Below are 23,680 nucleotides of genomic sequence, written 5' to 3'. Positions count from 1 at the left end.
CCTGTTACTACTTCATCATCCGGATGTCTTTGATGCGCAGTTGCAGCGTTACGTTCCCCCTAAATACGTTTTCTTCTATGGTATAGCATACATCAAACGGTATACCTTTGGAGATGTGCTTGAAAAAGTCGCCAAAGCCGAAGCCGATGGCATCGATGTCGTAAAAGCCGTCCTGCGTCAGGCGCAGCTTCAGGTGACTGTCACCAACCACGCGCACACTACCCGTATCGTACACGCACTCCGACACAAACACAGGTTTCATGTTGCCCGGCCCAAAGGGCTCCATCTGCTTTATGATTTTGCAAAAGTTCTGCGTGATCTGGTTGAGCCTGATTTTGGCATCTACTTCTATCTGCGGGATTTTCTGATCTTCGGTAATGGTGCGGGCTACCACCTCTTCAAAGCGCTGTCTGAAAGCGGGCACGTTCTCTACAGGCAACGTAAGGCCTGCAGCATACATATGGCCTCCGAACTGGTCGAGCAGGTCAGAGCAGCTTTCAATGGCGTCGTGCACGTTAAATCCGTGTACTGAACGGGCTGAGCCAGACGCCTTGCCGTTTGACTGCGTGAGGATGATCGTAGGGCGGTAGTAATGATCAATGCAGCGCGATGCCACAATACCGATCACGCCTTTATGCCAGTTTTCCTTGAAGAGAACTGTAGAATTCGCGTTGCGCAGAAAGTCATCTTCAGCGATCATCTGCAGCGCCTCTTTGGTAATATTGGAGTCTTTGTCGCGACGCTCTTTGTTGGACTCGTTGATGATATCGGCCATCTCAAAAGCCTCCACCTTCGTCTGGGCCAGTAGCATGCGTACAGAGCGCTTCGCATCGCCCATACGACCTGCCGCATTAATACGTGGCGCAAAGCCAAACACGACGCTGGTAATGTCCATCTCGCCTGCTATACCTGCCAGCTCCTTCAGTGCTTCGAGCCCCGGGCGCAATGGTCCCGGTCCGTTGATCTGTTGGAGACCATAATAAGCCAGGATGCGATTCTCGCCTGTGATCGGCACAATATCGGCAGCGATACTCACCACCAGCAGGTCCAGCAGCTTAAATGTTTCTTCTTGTGGGATGCCCTGTTGGATACAAAAAGCCTGCGCCAGCTTAAAGCCTACGCCACAACCCGAAAGCTCTTTATAAGGGTATGGGCAATCGATCTGTTTTGGATCGAGCACAGCCACTGCCTGCGGAATGTCCTCGTCGGGTAAGTGATGATCGCAGATGATGAAGTCTATACCTAGTGACTTGGCATAAGCTACTTTATCCGCAGACTTGATGCCGCAGTCGAGGCTGATGATGAGCGAAAAACCCTGCTCTTTGGCATAGTCTATACCTTGCGTGGATACGCCATAACCCTCCTTATACCTGTCCGGGATGTAATACTCGAGTTGGTCGGGTTGAGTGAATGGTTGCAGGAAGCTAAACATGAGCGCTACCGAGGTGGTGCCGTCTACGTCGTAGTCGCCGTATACCAGTATCTTCTCGGAGCCGTGCAGTGCCTCCGCCAGTCGGTCGACGGCGCGGTGCATGTCCTTCATCAGGAAAGGGTCGTGCAGGTGGTGCAGGCTGGGGCGGAAAAAGTCTTTGGCTTCCTCGAACGTGCAGATAGCGCGCTGGCACAGCACATCGGCCAGTGTAGTACTGATCCGGAGCGATTCGGCCAATTGATTGATTGCCTCTGGCGCTACGCTTTCGTTATAAACCCACCTTTTCTCCATATGCTGCTTCACAAATAAACCCGAGTGCAAAGGTAGTTAATTTAGCCTGGATTTGAAGTTGGATCAACCCATCACACAGCACCTTTCCGCTATTTTTTGTAATTTGCGGCTACACAATACCGCTGATTATGAAACGCATTAAAGAACTTTATGAGCAGTATAAGAATTACTCGCTTGACCTGATCATGTATGGTTTTTTCCTTATATTTATCTTGTTCCTGTTCCTTTTCTTCTCCTAGGAGTTCCAGCAGGGCAGCGTATAAACCTCTCACAAACACTACCTTGGCATGAACAGAAGACTCTGGATGATTGTAATCCTGACCTGCGTACTGGCCATTCTGTTCACCAATCTACCTTTTCTGCCGGGGCCTGCCCTCCTATACCTTCCTGCTCAGTTGTTTTTTTCGTTGGGCATGTTTGTAGGCATATTGGGCTTTTTGCTAATCCCAGTTACCCTGATATGGATGGTATGGGCTTTCCTAAGATATCCTGCACCAAGCCTGTCCAAAGCTTTTGCTATTTTGTGCTGGGCCCTGCCTGCCACTGCTTTGGTTTCCACTACCTGGCTTGCCAATCATACCCGTGATATAAGCTGTAACCTTGCCATGACCAATGCCGCTGCCTTGATTGAGCAGGTAGACAATTACTACCAGGAGCGAGGCGCCTATCCGGAAGCACTGGAAGAGCTAACTATGAGTCAGCCCGCTTCCTGGGTGATAGGAATTCCGGCTTATCAATACACCAAAACAGAAAAGGCCTATACCTTGTCCTTCACACAGAACGTGATTCTTGGCTTTAATTATGAAGTGGTGATATTCGATCCGTCGGGTTCTCATAAGGCGGAAGGGGAAGTGACCACCTTGTCTGATACCGGGCTTGATAACTGGAAGTATTACGTTTACGATTGAGCCCTATACCTGTCAGTTAACCACAGGCGCATCGCCGCGTAGTTTGCGGAATCGCTTGCGTGCCTCGGCTACAAAAATGCTTCCCTGGTGCTTGACCAAGAACTCATTGTATAGCTCCTGCGCTTTCTGGGTATCTTTCAGGTTCTCTTCGTAAATGTAGGCCATTTTATAGAGCGCATCATCACTTAGAATATCAGCGGGAGCACTCACCACTTTCTCCAGACTGGCAATGGCTTTATCAAACGCACCAGCCCGTTCATAGATGCTGGCTTTCCGGAAGTAGATCTCATCTGTCAGGCTGTGGCCCGGGAATTTCTGCAGCATGGCATCTAACCTGTTTTGCGCCTCGTCCAGCTTGTTCTGGAAAATCAGCAACTCAATAGCCGCATACTCCTCCATCGCTACGGTAGACGTATCCAGACCGGTATTATCGGTAATGAGCAAGCTCAGGTCCATAGCGTCGTTGGCGATCTCGCGGCTGGTGGCCAGCTTCAGGATGTCAAGGTGGGCCTGCGCCAGCTCGAAGTCGCCTTTGTAATAGTTGAGCCGAGCGTTTCGCAGCTTGGCTTCGTGCCCGATCGGTGTCTCTTTGTGCGATTTTTCTACCTGCGAGTAGAGCAGCGTCGATTCCCAGGGCTCCCCTTTCAGGAGGTATATATCGCCCAGCGTAAGTTTGCTCTCGGCCACAAAGTCGGCCTTTGCGCGGGGCGTTGCAATCGCCTCCTGCAACAAGGCAATGGCTTTGTCTTTTTCATCCAAGTGAAAGGCGTATAGGTTCGCCATGTGCTGCAACACCTCCACGGTCTGGGCATTGCGTCCCACCTCAGCCAGCAGCGCCTCATAGTCTGATATCAGCGTCCTGATCTTGTCCAGGTCAACGGGGAAGGTGTTTTCTACCTGCTCCTCACGAGCGTGTATAAGCCGCTGCCTGGCGATCAAATAGTAGGGACCATCAGGATATTCTTCGATGATGTACTCGTAGGCCTCGATGGCGCCCTGGTAGTCCTGGTTGCGGGCGCTGATGGCACCTAGTTCCATCACGCGGGTGCCACCACTGCGGGTACGCTTGTCCACGGAGCGGGCCTGCAGCAAGGCGCTGTAGAAGTCGCGGCGCTGGATGTAGAGCCAGATCAGCAGTTCGTTGTAAGCCAGCAGGTCGGGGTTTTGCTGCACCCGGGTAATCAGTTCTTTTTCCAGCGCATCCGTGGTCTTTTCGTCCTGCATGCTGTTCTGCAGCATGTTCTGCACATAGATCAGCTCACTTTCGTTTTCCTGCAGCAGGTTAAGTGCCTCTCCTATCAAATTCTCGTGCTTCTGCCGGAAGGTATAGAGAGCGATAAGCGAGCGGTTGTGCTCGTAAGGATTCTTACTTAGCTCGCGGCCACGCAAATAGGCTTTCTCTGCGTAGTCGAACAATTCGTGCTGCACAAATACGCTGGCTGCTACAATCACCTCCTCCGGCTTCAGTTGAGCAATCAGTTTGTCGAAGTGCTTCTCTGCACCAGTTTTGTCGCCGGCGGCTTGATATACTATACCTAGGTCGATGTTGTAGTTGATCTGCTCCGGGTGGCGCTTCATGGTGCGCTTTACCAGCTTTTCGGCTTCTTTGTGGTTATTCTGGGCCAGCAGGGTTTTCAGATAGTCGGGGTATACAACGGAGAAAAGGCGCTGGTCATCGATCAGCTTGCTGTAGATAACCTCTGCCTTCTGGTATTCGCCTTTGCTAAGGTACTCGCGTGCCAGCGCCAGTTCCTGGGTTTGCGCCATTGAAAAAGGCACTGCCAGTACCACAAACAGGAACACAAACAGCAGGCGCGACAAATAGGTATGAGCAGGTATAAACATCATCTATTACAACGTGTAGACGGGCTTTTTGATATGATCTTCTCTCCCGAAAATGAAGATAGCCAATAATTTCGGTTTAGCCATAAACAGCAAAGGGCTGCTCCTATCGGAGCAGCCCTTTGCTTATACCTGTCGTGCAGTTCTTAGAAGAACCTTACGCGGTTGTCTTTGATATCAGCTTTCTCTTTGATCGCTTCGAACGCATTGGTTTCTACACGTGAAGTGCGGGTATTTACCAGCTGCGCCTTCACGCCTGAAAGGTCTTGCGCATCCGGTGCATTAGTCAGGTTAACAAGCTCTGCGATCACCACACCACCCTGTCCTTCGATAGGAGCAGTACGGCTGCCTGGCTTCAGGCCAAACGCTTTGCCGATAGCCACTGGTTCCAGGCCCAGGCCAGGTATAGCACCAGAAGCAAGCGATACTTCCTCTGCATCTCTCACAATTGCATCCGGACCGTAGTTAGCCGCAATCTGGTCAAGTGAACCGGTAGCGCCTTTCAGCTTGTCCATGATCTGTTGTGCTTTCAGCTCGTTACGAACGGCGGCAGTCAGTTCTTCTTTCACGTCTTCCAACCTGGCGTAGCCTTTCTCACGCTGGCCGGTCAGGGTTGCGATTACATACTGGTCGTTGATTTCGAACACAGGCGATACATCACCTACGGATGTGTCTTTAGAATATGCCCAGCGCACCAGTTCTCTGGCATTGCTCAGGTTTCCTACAAGCACGTTATTCTTACCTATGCTTGGCGCTTCTTCAATAGAAAGTGCTTCGTTTTTCTTCACGTTCTCTCTGAACTCGTTGCTTGAACCGCTTGTGCCGGCCAGCTCATCAGCCATTGCATAGGCCTGATCGCGGGTGGCATCGCTTGCATCCAATGAGCGCTGCACGGCCGCTACTTTATAAGTACGCTTCGACTTAGGAGCCGTTATTTTGATGATGTGGTAGCCATACTCTGTTTCAACAGGAGCTGGCAACAAGCCTTCGGCAGTTGCGCCGAATACAGCCTTCTCGAAAGCTGGTACCATGCGGCCTTCTGTAAAGTAACCTAGGTCGCCACCTACTGCGGCAGTACCGTCAGAACCGTGCTGTGCAGCCATTGCCCCGAAATCAGCGCCATTTTTGATCTGCGTATGAATGTCTTTTGCTTTGGCAAGGGCAGCCTGCTTCGCCTCAGGCGAGTCATTCTCTGGCTTGATCAGGATGTGGCTGGCACGGGCAGTGTTTGTGCTGCCGTCTCTGATGTCCATGATCTTGTACATCGCATAAGTATCGCCCTGGTTGTAAGGACCGTATACCTTGCCTTCTTCCAGCGGCGCGATTTCGTGTAGTTTCTCAGGCAATTCTGCTGTGTGCAGGTATGTGCCGTCGTATGGCAGGTCTGAGTGCGTGTTCACAAAAGCAGAGTCGTTGGCCGATGCCGCGAACTGCTCAGTCAGGTCTTTCAACTCTTCCTGGAAGTAGTTCATGTCTTCGGTAGAAGCTGCAACCGGGATGGTCACATACTCCAGCGTACGGCCGTCTTCAACTTTATAAAGCTCTTTGTTGCGGTTATAGTAGTCTTTCAACTGCGCATCGGTTACACTCACAGCAGAATCAGCGATCGAGAAGTAAGGGATATACAACACTTTCATGTTGGCGATCGTGTTTTGTGCCTCGAAGTGCTTCTTCGCTTCAGCTGATGTTACGTACTCCGACTTGGTCAGCAGGTTGCTATACTTGGTCTGGATGCGGTCGTTGAGAATGCTCTGCTCAAAGTTAACCCACATCGGACGGCCACCGGTCTGGTCCAGGCTCTGCAGGTACTGAACAACCTGGTTGCGCTCAAACTCACCTGTCTGTGGATTGGTGAATGCCTGGCGCACTGAAGGGTGAATGTTGTTACCCTGCACCATGTCGGCCAGTTCTTCTTCTGACACCTCGATGCCCAGGCGGTCGTACTCCTTCTGCAAGGCAATCTGGAAGATTAGCTGGTTCCAGGCTTGCTCACGCATCATGGCCATTTCGCCCTCGGTGGCAGAACGCTGCACCTGTCCTTCGTACTGGGCTTTGATCTGCTGGAACACCATGTCGAAACGCTGGTAGTCAATTTCCTCACCGGCTATTTCGCCTACGGTAGTCGCATCGTTCCCCAAAAGTCTGGAGTTTGGCCCTAATAGGTCGCCGCCTACTACAAATACGCCAAGTCCAATGGCGATAGCGCCAACAGCCCAACCCGACTTTTCTCTAATCTTGTTAATTAATGCCATGTGTTATACGAATGATAAAGGATGTGCAAAATAAGGTTAATCGTGCAAAAATTCAAAATTTTGTGCGTATCTGTTTAAAATACGCCATCTGCCTGTAAGTCTGGGTCTTTGAAGAGCTTCACAGCGTTGATGCGGTTGTCATCCATGGACAGGATGGTAATGGTAAAAGGTCGCAGTTCCACCACATCGCCCGGTTTTGGTATTTCGCCCAGCACCGAAAAGATAAGTCCGCCCAGCGTCTCATAATCCCCTTCAGGCAGGCTGAGCTCGTATTTATCGTTGAGGTAGTCGATTTCGTGGCGGGCACTTAGCAGGTATAGGTGCTTGGCCGGGAATACTTGCTCGAGCAGAGCCTCGTAGTCATATTCATCCTGTATTTCCCCCACAATCTCCTCAATCACGTCCTCCACGGTTACTATACCTGACGTGCCGCCAAACTCGTCTACCACCACGGCCACAGTGCGATGCTCTGTGCCGAAACGCAAAAACAACTCGCTGGCCAGCATGCTCTCCGGTACCAGGCTTACCGGCGAAAGAATGTCGCGGATCTGGCTTGGCTGCTGAAACATGGCCAGCTGGTGACAGTACCCGATGATGTTGTCTATGGAGTCCTCGTATACCAGTATCTTGGAATGCCCTGTTTTGATAAAGGTGTCGCGCAACAGCTCTATTGGCTCGTTTACCTCCACAGCTTCTACTTCCGTGCGGGGCACCATGCATTCTTTCACACGCACTGTTTTAAAATCCATTGCATTATGAAATATCTCCTGGTCTACTTCCGGGGCGCCCTCCTCTACCGGGTGGTACAGTCTGTTTTTGATGTAGGTGTTCAGGTCTGTCGCTCCAAACACCGGGTACTCTTCTGAAAATTCGATCTTGAGGATGCGTTCGGCAATCCACTTGCTTATCCCCATCAGCACGATCACAACAGGGTATAGGAGGTAGTGCAGCACCAGCATAGGTATAGCCAGCAGGTCCAGCATGCGGTTGGGGTTAATGGCAAAGAGGCTGCGGGGAAGAAACTCGGCAGTGAGCAGCACAAAGACCGAAGCCACCAATACCTGCAGTACCAGAATAAGCGGTGCTAGTTGCAAAGACGCCGGCAGGAAGGCCTGAAGCAAGGTATAGATGATACCTGCTATCACAAAGCCGTACAGCACCAGCGAGAGAACGTAGCCGATCAGAGTCGTGCCCATCAGGCGGGCAGGGTGTTGCAGCAAGTGCGTCAGTATGCGCCCTGAAAGAACGTTGTTTTTCTCGTCGAGCTCTATCTGCAGTTTATTCGCTGCCATAAAAGCGATCTCCATACCTGAGAAGAATGCACAGGCCAACAGCGCAATAAACAGCAACAGTATCTGGTCGGGGTCTATCATAAGATGAGACTACTCGGTCTGTTTCTTCTTGCGGTAATGGTACACGATATAGAGCATAAAGCCGATCATGTAAATCCAGTAATTGCCTGCTATGTCAGACTCCTGAATGCTTTTGTGCACACCAATTACCATGGCTACAAAAGCCAACGCCAGTAAAATAGTATTAACCCGTTTTTGGTTCATTATTCTTTCAGGCTGAATACGCCCGTTACTTTTTTGATTCTATAATTACTAAAGTCCTGGTTTGCTTCCAGGCCGTGCCCCATCAGGATTTCCTCAGGCGTCGTTATCTTCACAAACTTGTCGGTGTAGATCTGGGCTTTGGCTTTGTTCCAGTAAAGCTCTTCTGTCTCAAGCTTTTCCTGCTTCTGCAGGTTGTGCACGATCACGTTGCCCCGCACCAGGTATAGGTCTTTGTTTCGTTCCTGCTTCCCGTAGTTGGCCCGCAGCGTCGATGTCACCTTCTCCCCTTCTTCCAGAAATTCTACGTCAATGCCATCCGGGAACACTACATCACCGTTTTCATAATCTTCCTGCATCGGAGTCTGCAGCCTCACCATCACTTTGGCTGAGTCGCTGTAAAGTGTCAGCACATTGGCTGTCTCCCGAAACGGGCCTTCGTATTTTTTCTCCTGGTCCGGGTCTTTCAGGTCTGTTCCGCAACCTGTTGCCAGTAAGGCAAACAAGACGATCAGCACTGAAAAAATAGATCTCGGCATGCTTTTATACTTATTCAAAAGTGAAGATACTAAAAATTAAAAAAGACCGTCGTCAGAACGGCCTGTTTTAATAATGCTTTTAAAGTCGGAATAGTTTATTCTATTCTGCGTTTTACAAACCAGCGGCTGTTGATGGTCACGCCTGCTCCGAACTGAAAGTAGTTTTCGGCAATCAGTCCATTGTCAGTTGTGCCCCTTTTGCCATAGCCCATCATCACATTCAGCTGAAAGGGTGGTTCAAAGTAACTGCCGCGGCCTAATGGCAAAGTGACACCACCTGTTACGGCCATATCTTTGATATTTTCGCCGTTAACGATGTACGGACTCTGTCCGTAGCGAAGGCCACCACGGTATGTAATGCGCTTAAAGTAGCTGTCGATGGCTGTTGGGTTAGGCGTATACTCGGCACCAAAACCAATTTTATAGCTTTTGCCCATCTGCTGCTCACCATTCAGGTTTCGGTAGTCCGACCAGTCTTGTGTCATGAACTCTGTACCGATCGTCAGGTTAGACCCATTGTCGTAGCTGATGGAGGCGCTCAGGCTTGGAGGAACATTTACAGAAGATTCCACACTGTCTGGCAGCATCGGTGTTCCTTTGAGGGCATCACCAAGGTCGCGGCGCTCGTAAGCGGAACTGCGCTTCGCATTCAGGTCGGTGCCCAGGGTATAAACTGCCCCTGCACTTACAAATGCTTTATCAGCTATTTTTTTGCGGTAATTGGCTCCACCTCTGAAAATAAAATCGGAGTAACGGGTACGCTCTACGTAAGCCACTCGCTCCAGCGAAGCATTGCTGATCGATGTATCCGCTACAATAGAAGAAGACTCCTGCGAAATAGTGCCAAACAGGTATGAGGCACTAGCGCCAATTGTCAGGCCGTCAGCGATTCTTACCCCGTGCCCAAAATAGAGCTCCGAGATGCCGCCTTCGCCACTGTATTCGCTGATCACCACAGCTTCCTGCCTGTTAGGCAAAGAACCCATGTTAACGATGTTATATTCAACTGAGCTATACGGCCTTAAGCTAACAGCAGAGCTCCAGCGCTTGGTTATAGGTACTCCCAAGGTCATGTAAGTCAGGTTGGCATCACCGTCGCGCTGCGACTGGGTGGCGTTTTTCAGAGTTTTATACCTGCCTGCTATACCTATATCAAATACCGTGATGCTATTATAGTATAGAAGTGCCGGATTAGCGGTATTGGAGTGGAAGCTGTTTCCGGTGCTTACGCCCACATCACCCATAGCCGCTGTTCGCAAATTGCCTAAGTTTGTGTTGAGTTCTCCTAATCCGTAGCGGGAATAAGGCGAGTTACCGATGCTTTGCGCCTGCACGCCCTGCGCCAGGCACAGTACGGATGCGCAAATAAGTAAACGGAGCGTTTTATACATTATGTCTTAATATTCTTTGAAGCCCAATCAGGACCAGTTCAGGAATTACAAAGATGGGGTGTTTTACGGTACTTTCAAAAAATCCTGCGTCTCCACCACAAAGTATAACCACCAGTTTGTCTGATTTTTGGCGATACGCGCTGATTATACCTTCTACTTCTGCCACTGTACCGCCCAGCACGCCGCTCTCCAGCGACTCCTGGGTGGTCTGCCCGATCAAAGGAAAATTTTCGTGGATTCCTTGTACTAACGGAAGGCGGCCTGTAAAATTATGCAGCGCTTTAAATTTCATTTGGATGCCAGGCGCTATACCTCCACCCTGGTAATGACCTTGCGCATCAATAAAGTCATACGTGATGGCTGTGCCTGCATCAATTATAAGGCAATTGCGCCCCGGGAAGAAATAGTGGGCTGCCACGGCCGCTGCAATGCGGTCGGCACCTAGTGTTGCGGGAGTCTTATAATCATTAGAAACAGGCAGGGCTGTCTGCGCCGAAAGCTCTATGATGCTTCCGGACACTGACAGCCCTGCTTTTATTTGTTCTACAGCACCCCCACTTACGGAGGCAATAATGGCGTTATCGAAAGTCTGGGATGCTAACTCCTGCGGCAGCCCTTCCTGCTCTTTGAAATTGCCCTGCGAGACAAGAGCATCCTCTTCAAACATGCCGTATTTGCCTCCTGTATTACCTAAGTCAATGGCGATGCTGCGCATATGCTTACATAAAGTATTTCAGACGAATCACTTCTTTTTCGGTGAGGTAACGCCATTCGCTGCGTGGCAGATCCTTCTTGATAAGTCCAGCATATTGCACGCGGTCCAGGCTTACCACTTCATAACCCAGGTGCTCGAAAATACGACGCACAATGCGGTTACGACCGATATGGATTTCCAGTCCGAGGAATTTTTTGGAGTCACCCAGCATCGCCACATCGTCTACCATCGCTTTGCCGTCTTCCAACTCCACGCCTTCCACTACTTTCTGGAAATCGTCTTTGGTAATTGGCTTGTCAAGCTCTACCTGGTAGATTTTTTTGATTTCGTTAGACGGGTGCGTCAGTTTCTGGGCCAGTTCGCCGTCGTTGGTGAACAACAATAGACCAGTGGTATTGCGGTCCAAGCGGCCTACCGGGAAGATGCGCTCTTTTGAGGATTTCTCCACGAGGCTCATCACGGTCTTGCGACCTTCCGGATCTTCTGTCGTCGTGATAAAGTCTTTCGGTTTATTGAGCAGCACGTATACCATCTTCTCGCGGCTCAACACTTTCTTGCCGTATGTCACGGTATCAGAAGGCTGTACCTTGAAGCCCATTTCGGTAACTGCTTCGCCATTTACTTTGATCTCGCCAGACAGAATCAGCTCATCCGCCTCACGACGTGAACATACCCCGGCATTGGCGATGTAACGGTTCAGACGGATACTTCCGTCCTCGTCTTCGCCCTTGCGGTTCGTTTTCTTGATACGCGGATTGTCTTTGTAGCGGCGCAGGTCATAGTTTGGCGTCTCAGGATTATGCTCTGAATCAGAGCTGCGGTCGAAGCTACGGCCACGACGCTCCTCACCGCCTTTGCTAAACTTGTCTTTGCGGTCAAATGATCTGCGTTCGCCTCCTTCGCGTCGATCACCAAAGCTGCGGCGCTCGCCACCTTCTTTGCGGTCTCCTCCGAAAGAACGTCTCTCACCACGGTCATCTCCTTCACGACGGTTGCCTCCGAAGCTGCGACGCTCGCCGCGCTCTTCTCTTTCACCACCTTCTCTGCGGTCGCCGTAGGATTTGCGCTCACGATCCCCTCCAAAAGAAAGGCCTTCACCGCCCTCTCTTCTGTCGCCGTATGGCTTACGGTCGCCGTATGATTTACGCTCTCTGTCACCGCCTTCGCGACGATCGCCATAAGGTTTGCGTTCTCTATCGCCACCAAATGAACGTCTTTCTCCGCCTTCACGACGATCATTGCCAAAAGAGCGGCGTTCGCCTCTTTCTTCACGGTTTTCATCGAACGAACGGCGCTCACCACCTTCTTCTCTGTTATCGCGGCCAAAGGATTTTCTTTCGCCACGCTCAGCGTCAAAGCGACGTTCACCGCCTTCACGACGATCGCCATATGATCTGCGTTCGCCACCTTCGTTGCGATCACCATAGGGTTTACGCTCACGGTCTCCTCCAAAAGAGCGACGTTCGCCACCCTCTCTTCTGTCGCCATAAGGCTTGCGCTCACGATCGCCGCCAAAAGAGCGTCTTTCTCCGCCTTCTTTGCGATCTCCGTAAGATTTTCTTTCACCGCCCTCGCGGCGCTCTCTGTCACCTCCGAAGCTGCGACGCTCACCACCTTCGCGACGGTCGCCGTATGGTTTGCGGTCTCCGCGGTCTTCTCTTCTATCGTTTCCGTAAGAGCGGCGCTCTCCGCCATCTCTTCCTTCGCCTTTATCTCTTCTGTTAAAGATTTTCTTTTCGCCGCGGTCATTATACGGCCTGCCTGACTCGTTTCTGTCAGACGATCTTCTGCCTTCGCCGTCGTTGCGGGATGGTCTTTCGTTTTCTGTTGCCATTGTCTAATAATTAATGATGCAGTATCGCTACTGTACCTCTGTGTGCAGTATATATAAGAATAGTATACTCTAATGAATGATGGGGGTTCGCTAATCGGCTATTTCGCCGATCATGTTCTCTTCTGAGGCGAAATCCTTTAGCTGTGGAAGGTCTTTGATGTGGTTAATACCGAAGTAATCCATGAACTTTTGAGACGTGCCGTACAGTACGGGTCTCCCAATGGTTTCGGCTTTACCCTTGATCTCGATAAGTTCTTTCTCTAGTAGTTTGTGAATGGCATAGTCGCAGCCCACGCCACGAATCTGCTCTACGGCCGAGCGGGTGATCGGCTGTTTGTAGGCAATAATTGCCAGCGTCTCCAGAGAAGACGCTGACAATTTCTTTTTTGATTTGTGCTTCAAGTAAGTGCTGACTGTTTCCTGGTACTCCGGCTTGGTCAGGAACTGGTACCCGCCCCCGATAGCGTATATCTGAAAGGCAAAACCTGACTCCGCCAGTTGCTGATTGATACTCTCAATAGCTTCCAGCACATCACTTACCAGCACCTCCATCTGCAGCGACTCCGTGAGGCAGCGCTGTATCTCTTCGATGCTTATGGGCGATTGGGCACAAAAAACCAGTGCCTGAATATGGTTCTGCAGTATATTCAAAGTATAAATTTACTAGTCTTTACGCTGAAGCTTGGCTTCGATGGTATGCTGGGTATGTGGCACGGCGCGCAGTCTCTCTTTCGGGATCAATTTGCCTGTAACGATACACACACCGTAAGTGCCGTTTTTGATGCGGATAAGCGCATTTTCCAGCTGCTGGATAAACTTCATCTGACGCGACGCCAGCTGGTTCAGACTTTCTTTCTCTGCTGTGTCTGCTCCGTCTTCCAACACTTTGGTAGGAGAAGCTGTGTTATCCGTACCCGAGTCATTTTTACGGCTCAGGGTTTCCTTGATAAAAGACACTTCCTTACGCGCATTGGTCAGTTTCTCCTGAATGATTGCTTCAAACTCTGCCAATTCCTCTCTGGAATACCGCTGTTTCTCTTCGTTTGTATTCATTATACTATCTTAGAACTAGGTTATAGTTTTTTTGTCTCGCAAGCTAAAAAAACCTTCCCCTGTTTGGAGCATTGCTCTTGTGCCTATTAACAGCAGCGGGGTAGATTTAGTTTAAAGCTCAAATGGTAAACCCAAAAACCGAACCACTCTGATGTTCAGGTTATTATTTAAGCTAAATTTCGTGCAAAAATAGAAGTTATATCTATAATTTGCTACCTGCCCTCTTTATTTTAATTTTAAATTTGTCTTTCCGCTATTTTGTTCGGTACGCTGCAAGACTGGAATGGAACTTGCTATGAGCTACAACCAGGCTATTTTAATTTTGTAATACGCACTTCAATATATGAAAAACAGCATCATACTCGCCTTTGCCGCTGCGGCACTTTTTTTTATACCTACTCAACAAGCTCATGCTCAGGCACAACAGCCAAAACGGGCCGTTATCAAGGTAAATCCTCTGAGTGCCTTTGCCCTTACAGGATCCGGTTTTCTAGAGTATGCCATCACCGATAACCTGAGTGCACAGCTTGGTGCTTCCCTAACCGGCGTTTCTATTTCTAATGTCAAATTCAGAGGTTATGGCTTTACTCCTGAGGTGCGGTATTATTTTTCTGAAAACAAAGTAGCGCCTATGGGACCTTATGTGGCAGGCTATGGCCGTATCAGGAGTTTTAAACTGACAGCAGAGAAAAAGGACGAAGAAGGCCGCGATTATAGCGCCACTTACAAACCGGTGGGAGCTGGTGTGGCCATTGGTAACCAGTGGATATTCAACAGTGGCCTCACCCTCGATGTATTTATGGGCGCCGGGTACAATGGCGGTAACCTGAAGGTGAATGCCGGAACAGAAGAAGACTTTGATACAGGTATAATCGGTGATATGCTTCTGGGAGGCGGCTTTTCTTTCCGGCCAGGTATAGCCATAGGGTATAACTTTTAAGTTTGCCTATACCTTAGTAACCTGGATAAACAACAAAGGCCCCTGCCAATTACGGCAAGGGCCTTTGTGTTATACCTGTATACCTGCTTAGGCCTAGAAGCTTAGCATATGAATAACAGCAGCGGCTGCTTCTACTCCTTTGTTGCCGTGCTTGCCGCCTGCTCTGTCCAGTGCCTGCTCCAGGTTATTGGTAGTAACCAGGCCAAATGCTACAGGCTTGTTAAACTTGAGCGACACATTGGTAAGCCCATTGGCGACCGCATGGTTGATATAGTCATCATGTTTAGTGTCGCCTTTGATCACTACTCCGATACAAATTACCGCGTCGATTTCTTCCTGCAGGGCCAGGAACTGTGCGCCCAATGTTAGCTCGAAGCTCCCGGGCACGGTATTCCTGAAAATGTTCTCCTTTTTAGCACCGTGCTGCAACAAAGTATCGATGGCACCAGCACATAGCACATCCGTGATTTCGCTATGCCAGTCGGCCACTACAATGCCGAATTTCTTTTCTGATATATCGCCGAAGCCTTCCTTCTTATAGTCATTCAGGTTTTTGAGTGAAGTAGCCATGTGATTAATTGTTGATGGTTAAATGGTTAATGGTTGAGCTCACAGGTATAGGAATGTAAACCTCCCGTACAGGTATAGCCCTTGGGAGCCAGTCCCGCCAGCTCAAAAAAAGAAGCGCTTCTGCCGGAAAGACAAAAGCGCTTTTATATCCAGGCGTTCGCCTATCGGATCTTAGTTAGCAGCTGCGCCGGACATTGCTTCAGCACGAGCCTTAAATTTTTTGGCTTCTGTTACTTCAGCCGACGTCACAAAGTCTTTGATGATCTTGTCGTACGTGTTGGCAGCAGCCTGGAAGTCGTTGGCAGCTTCGTAAGCTACGGCAGCTTTCATCAGGTACTGTGGCGAGAAGTAAGGGTTGCTGTTGTGGTTAGCCGCTTTGTTATACATATCAGCGGCCTCCTTGTACTTGCCCTGCTCCGAAAGTGCATCGCCTGTCAGGCTGTAAGCACGTGCCTGCATCAGGTAGTCATCTGACTTAAAACCTTCGAGGTGGGACTGTGCTTCGGCAAAGCTTCCCTGCTTCAGTAAAGCAACACCAGCATAGAATTTGGCCAGGTTGCCGGCTTCTGTTCCGCTATACTCATCAGAGATCTTCAACAGACCATCGTACTGACCGTCGCCGTTCAGAGCTTTGTTAAGCGAATCGGCTTCGAAGTAGTAAACTGCCTGGAACATGGCCTCGTGAGCCTCCTGGTTCTGGGTAGTGCGGTGGTTGTAATACAGGAAACCTGCAACGATGATAGCGGCAATTGCGGCAAACACACCGAGCAGCTTGGTCTTGTTTTTCTTCACAAAGTCCTCCGAATGCGCCAGGCGTTCAGCCAACACCTCCGGACTCTCTACCAGCTCCTCAAACTCGCTGTGCTTCTTTACTGTCTCTTTTGCCATTAGTTTAATTGAAATAAGAACTCAAAAATAGAAATTAAAAGCGATTCGTTCCAAATCTCATAAGACCAGAACATCAAATTTATGTTTTTTAATTCCTAATCCTTAATTATTTAAAATTTAGTCCATTATGTATGGATAGTCCGCCTCCACGTAGATGTCGGTGTAAAGCTCCGACGGATCCGGGAATGGCGAATCCTCGGCAAACTTCACTGCCTCAGCTACAATCTGCTTTTGCTTCTCGTCGATTTCCTCCAGTTCCTCTTCAGTTGCCCATCCGTTTTTCAGAATAGTCGCCTTTACAGATTCTATTGAGTCGCGACCTTTGTAGTCTTCCAATTCTTCTTTGGTTCTGTACTTGGCAGGGTCAGACATGGAGTGGCCTTTGTAGCGGTAGGTCTTGAACTCGAGCAGAGTAGGTCCTTCGCCGGCACGGGCACGCTCAGCAGCTTTCGCTACGGCATTGTGCACATTTTCTACGCTCATGGCCTCTACCGGCTCCGATGGCATTTCGTATGCATGGCCCAGTTTGTACAGGTCATTCACGTTAGAGGTACGTGTTACTGATGTACCCATCGCGTAGCCGTTGTTCTCGATCACGAAAATAACAGGCAGTTTCCAGGTCATGGCCATGTTCAGGGCCTCGTGGAATGCGCCTTGGCGCACGGCACCATCGCCCATGTAGCAGATGCACACGTTGCCGGTTTTGTTATACTTCTCGGCAAAGGCTATACCTGCGCCCAGCGGCACCTGACCGCCCACAATGCCGTGGCCGCCCATGAAGTTAACTTCTTTGTCGAACATGTGCATGGAGCCGCCTTTGCCTTTAGAGCAACCGGTTATTTTGGCGTACATTTCGGCCATAATAGCACCCGGAGAGGTGCCCAGCGCCAATGGATGCGCGTGGTCGCGGTATGCGGTAATCCACTTGTCATCTTTGTTGAGGGCTGTTACGGCGCCAGCCACACAGGCTTCCTGGCCAATGTAGAGGTGGCAAAAGCCTTTGATTTTCTGCTGGCCATACAGCTGGCCCGTTTTTTCTTCGAAGCGGCGCATGAGTTTCATGGACTCGTACCACCACATGTAAGTCTCTTTTGAAAATGTTGGTTCAGCCTGTACCTTTGCTTTCTGCGACTTTGCTTTTGCTTTTTCTTTCGTATCAGCCATGGGTATTTATGTATCGTTATTGTTGTCCGTACAGCATTTTTAGCGAAATTCGGGCCTCAATTAGCGGCAAATCAGCTTACTGTCGGGTTTTAGCATGCGAAATTAAGGAAAAAGAAATCAAAGAAGAAACTAATGCTCCTCGAAAATCTAAGTCTGCTGTTTTTCAAGAACTACGACGAAGCTAACATTAGTTTCTCGCCGCACATAAACTGCTTTATCGGCGACAACGGCAGCGGCAAGACCAACCTGCTCGATGCCATCCATTACCTCTCCATGACGCGCAGCGCTTTCAACAGCTCCGATGCCCTCAACATTAAGCAGGGCGAGGAGTATTTTATGGTGAAAGGCCGCTTTAAGATAGAGGAAGAGAAGCACACTGTGACCTGCAGCCTGAAGCAGGGCCAGAAGAAAACGGTGCTTCACAATAAGGTGGCTTATGAGAAAATGAGTGACCACATTGGCCGCTTTCCGGTGGTATTGATCTCGCCCTACGACACTGACCTGATCCGGGAAGGTAGCGAGGAACGTCGCAAATACTTCGACAGCCTGATCTCGCAGCTCAACCATACCTACCTGGAGCAGTTGATTCAGTACAACTACATCCTCAAGCAGCGCAACTCTTTGCTCAAGCAGTTTGCCGAGCGCCGCTACTACGACCGCGACTACCTGCACATCCTCAACGAGCAACTGGTGCCGCTTGGCGAACAGCTGGCGCAGGAGCGTATGGCTTTTCTGGAGACGTTTGAGCCGGTTTTCCAGAAGCACTACCGCCACATCTCTGACAGCAGCGAAACCGTAACCCTGACTTACAAAAGCCAACTGCCCGGCGCCGACTTTGCCACTTTGCTGGAACAAGCCGAGCAGAAGGACCGCACCTTGCAGCGTACCACTGTAGGCACACATAAAGACGACTTCGTTTTCCTGATGGATGGCAACCCGGTGAAAAGCTTTGGCTCGCAGGGCCAGCAGAAAAGTTATGTGATTGCCCTGAAGTTGGCGCACTTTGAAGTAATGGACGAGCGACAGCACCACAAGCCCCTCCTCCTCCTCGACGACATCTTCGACCGCCTCGACGAGAAGCGAATCACTAAGCTCATGCAAATGGTCGCAGCCCATACCTTCGGCCAGATATTTTTGACAGATACGCACCTGGGTCGGACAGATAAAATACTGGAGAACCTGTCGGAACAGATTCGTAGGTTTGAGGTGAAGGAGGGTACAGTAAAGGTGATTGCTTAATTGGAGAGTTCCTTGTTAAATCTTTTTACATGATAAGGCATATATCGATAATCCTTGCATTAGCTCTTTTATCTAGCTGCACCTATAAACCAAAGGATAAGCTGCTAGCAGATTTTAAGAACAACGACAGCAAAATTGTTAACACATTTTATAAAATTGATAATGACACTATCTTCTTTGAAAGGCTCCTGTCAAGTAAATCTGAATTAATCTTACAAAGCGGCAAAGTATTTCGTGGAGAGCATTATCATACTAATCAGGTAATTAACTCATCAAGAAGATTAGCTTATACTTACACCACTGTTGATTCATTAACTACTTATTTCATTAGCCAAGGATTATCAGCAAAGGCAGCGGATAGTCAAAGTGTTTTGTTTGTGCAGATCGTGCCTGATACTGCAATGGACAATATTGATGTTTTTAAGTTCTTAAATTTAAGATACCAAATTGAGGACAAAATCGATAAAAGCTTAAGAAATGAAATGCTGGGCGAATGGGTGGCAGGTGATCTTGGTGTAGGCGCAAATATGCTGTTCCATGTTAATGATTGGGATAAAGCTACCGAACTAGTGTTAGAAATATTAAAGGAAGAAGAGCTTATTGACCACGTATTAGTAACAAAGAGGATTATGATATCTGAGGAAGAATGGGATTATGAAATAATTTACCCTGTTGAGTATCAAGGAATCTTCAATTCAATGTGAGTAGTTTATAGCGTGTATATCCTTAATGATTTAGCCATACTTTTGTCTATACCTGCTACCCACCATCACCACAATTTCAGTAACTTCACACCACCAAATCACTCAACCACTCATTCAAAAACCACCCCCCGTGCGCTACTACAAGAAGAAAGAGGAGATTGCGAAGCGAAAGGCTGACGTGCAGACCATCGGCGATAGCATCAAAGGGTTGCTGAAGGCCTACCGGCTACAGGGCAAGCTCAATGAGGTGAACCTGGTGCAGCGCTGGGAGGAAATCATGGGCAAGCCCATTGCCATGAAAACGAAGGAGCTTTACTTCCGGGACCAAAAACTGTTTGTGCGCCTCACCTCTGCCCCCCTCAAGCACGAGCTCAACATGTCGAAAAGCAAAGTGGTAGAACTGCTCAACCGCGCTATGGGCGACGAAGTGGTGAAAGAAGTAGTATTTTTGTAGGCGCTATACCTGCTGCTTTTTTATGAGAAACCTTGCGTTTTTAATCCCACCGGTGCTGTTTTTGAGCATGAGCTTTGGTTGTGAGCAAAGTAAACGAAGCCTGACAGAAGCTGACGGCGTTACGATTGAGTCTGCAGAAGAAACAATAACGGATGCTCCCATTACGGAAGTTTCCTCTGAGCCTGAAGAACAGACAGCAACTGACAGCACGTCCACTGCGTGCGAGGAAAAAGACGAAGACAACCCGGGCTCCGAAGATCCGATCATTGTCAGAACCTGCACTTACCAAAATTATAGATCGGTGGCTACCGGCATGCCCGATTACAAAGGCCGCTACAGCTGGGAGTACGCCCTGTACAAGTTGGAAAATGAGGAATCTGTGCCGATCAAAAACGAACTCCTGTTCAACGAAAAACGAGACGATTTGCTTCGGCAAGTCAACCAACGGATTCAGGCGGAGTACCATCTCTTTTCAGACGACCCTGACTTTAGTGACTGCTTTGCTATGGTGGAGTCTATACCTGCGTTTGGTTTCGATGAGCTGAGTATTGGCTTCGAAGATGATCAGCTCGTTTTTCATGCCTCGCTTGGCCTGCCTGAAGCATGCCTGTCGATAGACGGTGCTTCTGTTTCTTTTAAGCTCTCCGAAGTAGCTCCTTATTTGCAGCAGTAGCGTACCCCCGCTTTTGCCGGACCCGTATACCTTGCCATAATCGATAAACAGAACATGGCTATACCTGCATTCCGACCTGTCTCCTATTCCCGCACCACCCTCACCGAACTCATGATTCCGAGCTACGCCAACTTCGGCGGCAAGATACACGGTGGCATTTTACTCTCGCTCATGGACAAAGTGGCCTATGCCTGCTCCGCCAAGCACGCCGGCAATTATTGTGTGACTGTAACAGTAGATGGAGTACATTTTCTGCAGCCCGTGGAGGTGGGAGAACTGGTATCGCTGCTGGCTTCGGTGAATTATGTGGGCAATACGTCGCTGATGGTAGGTATAAAAGTGATCGCCGAGAACGTGAAAACAGGTATAGTTAAACATACCAACACCTCATACTTTACCATGGTAGCCAAAGGCGACGATGACAAACCGACGCAGGTGCCGGGCCTCACGCTGGAAAGCCGAGAGGATGCCCGGCGTTTTCTGGAAGCCATCAAGCGTCGTGAACTGGCGCAGCGCTACCAAACAGAACTTACCGAGGCCAAACATGGCATTGCCGTTGAGGCAGAACTCTACAAACTCGAGGGCGAGCGCTGTCAGCTGAACTATATACCTTAATGTCTCGGAGTTTACATCTCAGCCTGGATTTCTCTGTTATACCTGCGCTTGCCTATACTTTGGCTCAGCCTTTCTTTTCATTCTTTCCTGAAGCTGCTTATATTTAGAATCTAAACTACTAAGCACTTAATCACCCTCACCTAACACCAATGACTTACAGAACAAAGTTCACCCGACTGCTCGCGCTTTGCCTGCTGGCTGGGCTATACCTTAGCCAAACCGTAGCAGCACAGGCCCCAGCTACCCACGACGAAGAAATCAAAAAAATGGTCAATGAAGTGTCGGCAGACAACCTGCGGGCACTGGTCGATAAAATGGTTTCGTTTGAGACTCGGCACTCTCTGAGCTCAACCACTGACAAGAAAAGAGGTATAGGTGCTGCCCGCGAGTGGGTGAAGTCAGAATTTGAGAAATACGCCAAAGCCTCTAACGGCCGCATGATCGTGGACATGGATCGCTATACCGTAAAGAGCGATGGCCGCCGCATACCGCAGGATGTGGAGATGGCCAACGTAGTCGCTACGCTTAAAGGTGCTGACCCGAATGATGATCGCGTGATCATTGTAGCCGGCCACCTTGACTCCCGCGCTACCGACGTGATGGACTCCAAAAGTAAAGCGCCCGGTGCTAACGACGATGCCTCTGGTGTAGCCATTGTGATGGAGATGGCCCGTGTGATGGCTTCGCGCCAGTTCCCGGCTACCCTGGTGTTTGTGGCTTTTCAGGGCGAAGAGCAGGGCTTGTACGGCTCCCGCCACATGGCGGAGCGCGTGAAGAAAGAGGGCTGGAACCTGGTAGCTGTTCTCAACAACGACATTGTGGGCAACTCTTACTCCTCTGAAATGGGCATCCACGACAACACCCGCGTGCGTGTTTTCAGCGAAGCCACTCCTTCCAACGAAACAGAAGAGCAGGCCCGTCTACGCCGTACCTTGGGTTCTGAAAACGATGGCCCAAGCCGCAACCTGGCCCGCTACATGAAAATGACTGGCGAGGCCTATGTTGACCAGATTGAGGTGGTGCTCGGCTACCGCCCGGACCGTTTTCTGCGCGGTGGTGATCATACGCCATTCAATCAGCAGGGCTATGCGGCTGTGCGCATGAGCGAGATGAACGAGGACTTCGATCACCAGCATCAAGACGTGCGCAAAGAGAACGGCAAGCAGTACGGCGACCTGACAGAGTTTATGGACTTCGAGTACTTGCGCAAGAACACGGCTGTGAACCTGGCGACGATGGCAAACCTGGGCAGAGCACCGCATGCTCCGGAGAAAATAGGCGTGCTCACCGCCAACCTCACTAACAAAACCGACCTGAAATGGGATGCCCCTCCTAAAGGTAAAAAACCAGCAGGCTACTACATCCTGATGCGTGAAACAAGCAGCCAAACCTGGAACAAGAAGTTCTTTGTGAAAGACACGAAAGTGACACTGCCTTACTCGAAAGACAATTATTTCTTTGCCGTACAGGCTACTGACGAACTGGGACATACCAGTCTGCCAGTGCTGCCGGTGCCGGTGCGCCAGTAGGTATAAAAAGTTAGCACATAAGAAAAGGGCAACCCAGCGGGCTGCCCTTTTCTTATGTGCAGTGTATTCTCTTACATTTTAGAAATTTTGGCTGCCGCCGACACATTTGACGATACACTTGGGTCGCCTTTGTAGGCCACTTTCGTAGCGCCTGAGGCATTCACGCTCAACTTGTTTTTGGCAAACACCTTTACATTGCTGGCACCACTGGCTTCCAGGTATACATCCTTAGCCTCCAGCCCGGAAGCGTCTACTTTAGAAGCTCCCGACATATCCATGCGCATTTCGTCGGCGCGGCCACTCAGCATCACTTTGCTGGCACCACTCATGTCGGCTGTCAATTTTTTAGTGTTAATTGTCAGCTCTACTTTAGAGCCCCCGCTCAGGTCCATCTTAAAAGCATCTGACTTAAAAGTGGAATTGCTTGTCACTTTCACCCCGCCACTTATATCAATCATATTTAGCTCCTTGATTGAAATATAAGCCTTCAGACCTTTGTTAGTGCTGATGTTGTCAGAGGTATAAATGTGGAGTACCCCATCCTTTACTTCTGTCTGTATACTGTTGAGCAGGTTCTCCTGCGCTTCGATGCGTACGCCTTCTTTGCCGCTCTGCGTTAATTCCACCGAAAAGCCGCCGCTCACATCTATTCCTTTGAACCCGGATACGGTTCTGTTCTGTGACACAGGCTCTCCCTCGCCTTTCAGGTTACGACGATCCTGCGCCATTGCAGTCAGGCTTGATAGCAGTAAGGCCATTACAAAAATAGAGGCTAGCGCTTTGTAGATGTTGATGGTGTTCATGGTTTTATCTGTTTGATGGTTTTGGTTAAGCGTGTGTCGGCTCAGCAGGCTATACCTCTCTGAAGCTTTTCACTGCCTAATAGATGCACAGATTACCGAAAGGTTGCTTGAACCTCAGAAAAAAAATCATACTTTTTGATACTCCCCTGCAAAAAGACATGGCAGAGTATAGGCTGGCGCCTGAGAGATGTTTGCCATGAAGGTATAGCAATGACAAACAGGGAGCAGTATGCCCCTTGTCGCCAACACAAGAATTTAGAAAAGCTGAATTGAAGAACTGGCTCGGACTTA

General features: G+C 49.6%; 23 protein-coding genes. 8 read left to right on the top strand and 15 right to left on the bottom strand.

Annotated features, from left to right (window positions below):
• Positions 1-7 precede the first annotated feature (7 nt).
• On the bottom strand, positions 8-1,723 hold the full coding sequence (gene recJ / locus K3G39_RS10890; RefSeq protein ID WP_220626201.1) for a single-stranded-DNA-specific exonuclease RecJ: 1,716 nt from the start codon (positions 1,721-1,723) through the stop codon (positions 8-10).
• 287 nt (positions 1,724-2,010) lie between these two features.
• On the opposite strand from recJ, the gene K3G39_RS10885 reads away from it, so the two are divergent.
• Entirely contained in the window at positions 2,011-2,631 is a 621-nt protein-coding gene (locus K3G39_RS10885) for a hypothetical protein (protein WP_220626200.1), read from the top strand.
• A 12-nt stretch (positions 2,632-2,643) separates the two neighbouring features.
• On the opposite strand, the gene K3G39_RS10880 is transcribed toward K3G39_RS10885, so the two are convergent.
• The 10 genes from K3G39_RS10880 to K3G39_RS10835 form a co-directional block, all read right to left on the bottom strand.
• On the bottom strand, positions 2,644-4,479 hold the full coding sequence (locus K3G39_RS10880) for a tetratricopeptide repeat protein (RefSeq protein ID WP_255594242.1): 1,836 nt from the start codon (positions 4,477-4,479) through the stop codon (positions 2,644-2,646).
• Between the two features lie 140 nt (positions 4,480-4,619).
• Positions 4,620-6,725, bottom strand: coding sequence for a peptidylprolyl isomerase (locus K3G39_RS10875; protein WP_220626199.1), 2,106 nt, complete (start codon positions 6,723-6,725; stop codon positions 4,620-4,622).
• Positions 6,726-6,799: 74 nt separating this feature from the next.
• Positions 6,800-8,098, bottom strand: a complete 1,299-nt coding sequence (locus K3G39_RS10870; RefSeq protein WP_220626198.1) for a hemolysin family protein — start codon at positions 8,096-8,098, stop codon at positions 6,800-6,802.
• A gap of 9 nt (positions 8,099-8,107) precedes the next feature.
• On the bottom strand, positions 8,108-8,281 hold the full coding sequence (locus K3G39_RS10865) for a hypothetical protein (RefSeq protein WP_220626197.1): 174 nt from the start codon (positions 8,279-8,281) through the stop codon (positions 8,108-8,110).
• Positions 8,281-8,817 carry an LPS export ABC transporter periplasmic protein LptC gene (lptC, locus tag K3G39_RS10860; protein WP_220626196.1) on the bottom strand — a complete coding sequence of 179 codons (537 nt, stop codon included), beginning with the start codon at positions 8,815-8,817 and terminating at the stop codon, positions 8,281-8,283. Before lptC ends, K3G39_RS10865 begins: the two co-directional genes overlap by 1 nt.
• 95 nt (positions 8,818-8,912) lie before the next feature.
• Positions 8,913-10,208 carry a hypothetical protein gene (locus tag K3G39_RS10855; RefSeq protein ID WP_220626195.1) on the bottom strand — a complete coding sequence of 432 codons (1,296 nt, stop codon included), beginning with the start codon at positions 10,206-10,208 and terminating at the stop codon, positions 8,913-8,915.
• Entirely contained in the window at positions 10,201-10,923 is a 723-nt protein-coding gene (locus tag K3G39_RS10850; RefSeq protein WP_220626194.1) for a type III pantothenate kinase, read from the bottom strand. Before K3G39_RS10850 ends, K3G39_RS10855 begins: the two co-directional genes overlap by 8 nt.
• A 4-nt stretch (positions 10,924-10,927) precedes the next feature.
• Positions 10,928-12,757, bottom strand: coding sequence for a pseudouridine synthase (locus K3G39_RS10845; protein WP_255594241.1), 1,830 nt, complete (start codon positions 12,755-12,757; stop codon positions 10,928-10,930).
• Between the two features lie 90 nt (positions 12,758-12,847).
• Positions 12,848-13,408: an SMC-Scp complex subunit ScpB gene (gene scpB / locus K3G39_RS10840; protein ID WP_220626193.1), complete on the bottom strand. Its 561-nt coding sequence runs from the start codon at positions 13,406-13,408 to the stop codon at positions 12,848-12,850.
• 12 nt (positions 13,409-13,420) lie between these two features.
• Positions 13,421-13,810 (bottom strand): TraR/DksA C4-type zinc finger protein, encoded by a 390-nt coding sequence (locus K3G39_RS10835; protein WP_220626192.1) that lies wholly within the window; start codon positions 13,808-13,810, stop codon positions 13,421-13,423.
• A gap of 343 nt (positions 13,811-14,153) precedes the next feature.
• On the opposite strand from K3G39_RS10835, the gene K3G39_RS10830 reads away from it, so the two are divergent.
• The gene (locus K3G39_RS10830; RefSeq protein WP_220626191.1) at positions 14,154-14,750 is read left to right on the top strand and encodes a DUF3575 domain-containing protein; all 597 of its coding nucleotides are present in this window, start codon (positions 14,154-14,156) and stop codon (positions 14,748-14,750) included.
• A gap of 93 nt (positions 14,751-14,843) precedes the next feature.
• On the opposite strand, the gene ribH is transcribed toward K3G39_RS10830, so the two are convergent.
• From ribH to pdhA, 3 genes are all read right to left on the bottom strand, one after another.
• Positions 14,844-15,320 carry a 6,7-dimethyl-8-ribityllumazine synthase gene (gene ribH, locus K3G39_RS10825; protein ID WP_220626190.1) on the bottom strand — a complete coding sequence of 159 codons (477 nt, stop codon included), beginning with the start codon at positions 15,318-15,320 and terminating at the stop codon, positions 14,844-14,846.
• Between the two features lie 171 nt (positions 15,321-15,491).
• Positions 15,492-16,208 carry a tol-pal system YbgF family protein gene (locus K3G39_RS10820; RefSeq protein WP_220626189.1) on the bottom strand — a complete coding sequence of 239 codons (717 nt, stop codon included), beginning with the start codon at positions 16,206-16,208 and terminating at the stop codon, positions 15,492-15,494.
• Between the two features lie 117 nt (positions 16,209-16,325).
• Complete coding sequence (gene pdhA, locus K3G39_RS10815) at positions 16,326-17,372, bottom strand: pyruvate dehydrogenase (acetyl-transferring) E1 component subunit alpha (protein ID WP_220626188.1); 1,047 nt, start codon at positions 17,370-17,372, stop codon at positions 16,326-16,328.
• 132 nt (positions 17,373-17,504) lie between these two features.
• On the opposite strand from pdhA, the gene recF reads away from it, so the two are divergent.
• From recF to K3G39_RS10785, 6 genes are all read left to right on the top strand, one after another.
• Positions 17,505-18,611, top strand: coding sequence for a DNA replication/repair protein RecF (gene recF, locus K3G39_RS10810; protein ID WP_220626187.1), 1,107 nt, complete (start codon positions 17,505-17,507; stop codon positions 18,609-18,611).
• Between the two features lie 29 nt (positions 18,612-18,640).
• Positions 18,641-19,315: a hypothetical protein gene (locus K3G39_RS10805; RefSeq protein ID WP_220626186.1), complete on the top strand. Its 675-nt coding sequence runs from the start codon at positions 18,641-18,643 to the stop codon at positions 19,313-19,315.
• Positions 19,316-19,445: 130 nt separating this feature from the next.
• Entirely contained in the window at positions 19,446-19,769 is a 324-nt protein-coding gene (locus K3G39_RS10800) for a DUF721 domain-containing protein (RefSeq protein WP_220626185.1), read from the top strand.
• 22 nt (positions 19,770-19,791) lie between these two features.
• A complete protein-coding gene (locus K3G39_RS10795) occupies positions 19,792-20,442 on the top strand; it encodes a hypothetical protein (protein WP_220626184.1) in 651 nt (216 codons plus the stop codon).
• 54 nt (positions 20,443-20,496) lie between these two features.
• The gene (locus K3G39_RS10790; protein ID WP_220626183.1) at positions 20,497-21,057 is read left to right on the top strand and encodes an acyl-CoA thioesterase; all 561 of its coding nucleotides are present in this window, start codon (positions 20,497-20,499) and stop codon (positions 21,055-21,057) included.
• 149 nt (positions 21,058-21,206) lie between these two features.
• On the top strand, positions 21,207-22,586 hold the full coding sequence (locus K3G39_RS10785) for a M28 family metallopeptidase (RefSeq protein WP_220626182.1): 1,380 nt from the start codon (positions 21,207-21,209) through the stop codon (positions 22,584-22,586).
• Positions 22,587-22,657: 71 nt separating this feature from the next.
• Here K3G39_RS10785 and K3G39_RS10780 read toward each other — a convergent pair whose 3' ends face one another.
• Positions 22,658-23,389: a head GIN domain-containing protein gene (locus tag K3G39_RS10780; protein ID WP_220626181.1), complete on the bottom strand. Its 732-nt coding sequence runs from the start codon at positions 23,387-23,389 to the stop codon at positions 22,658-22,660.
• Between the last annotated feature and the right edge of the window lie 291 nt (positions 23,390-23,680).

This window comes from Pontibacter sp. HSC-14F20 (genome assembly GCF_019599265.1).
Lineage (GTDB): Bacteria > Bacteroidota > Bacteroidia > Cytophagales > Hymenobacteraceae > Pontibacter.
This window is presented reverse-complemented; position numbering and strand designations above follow the sequence as displayed.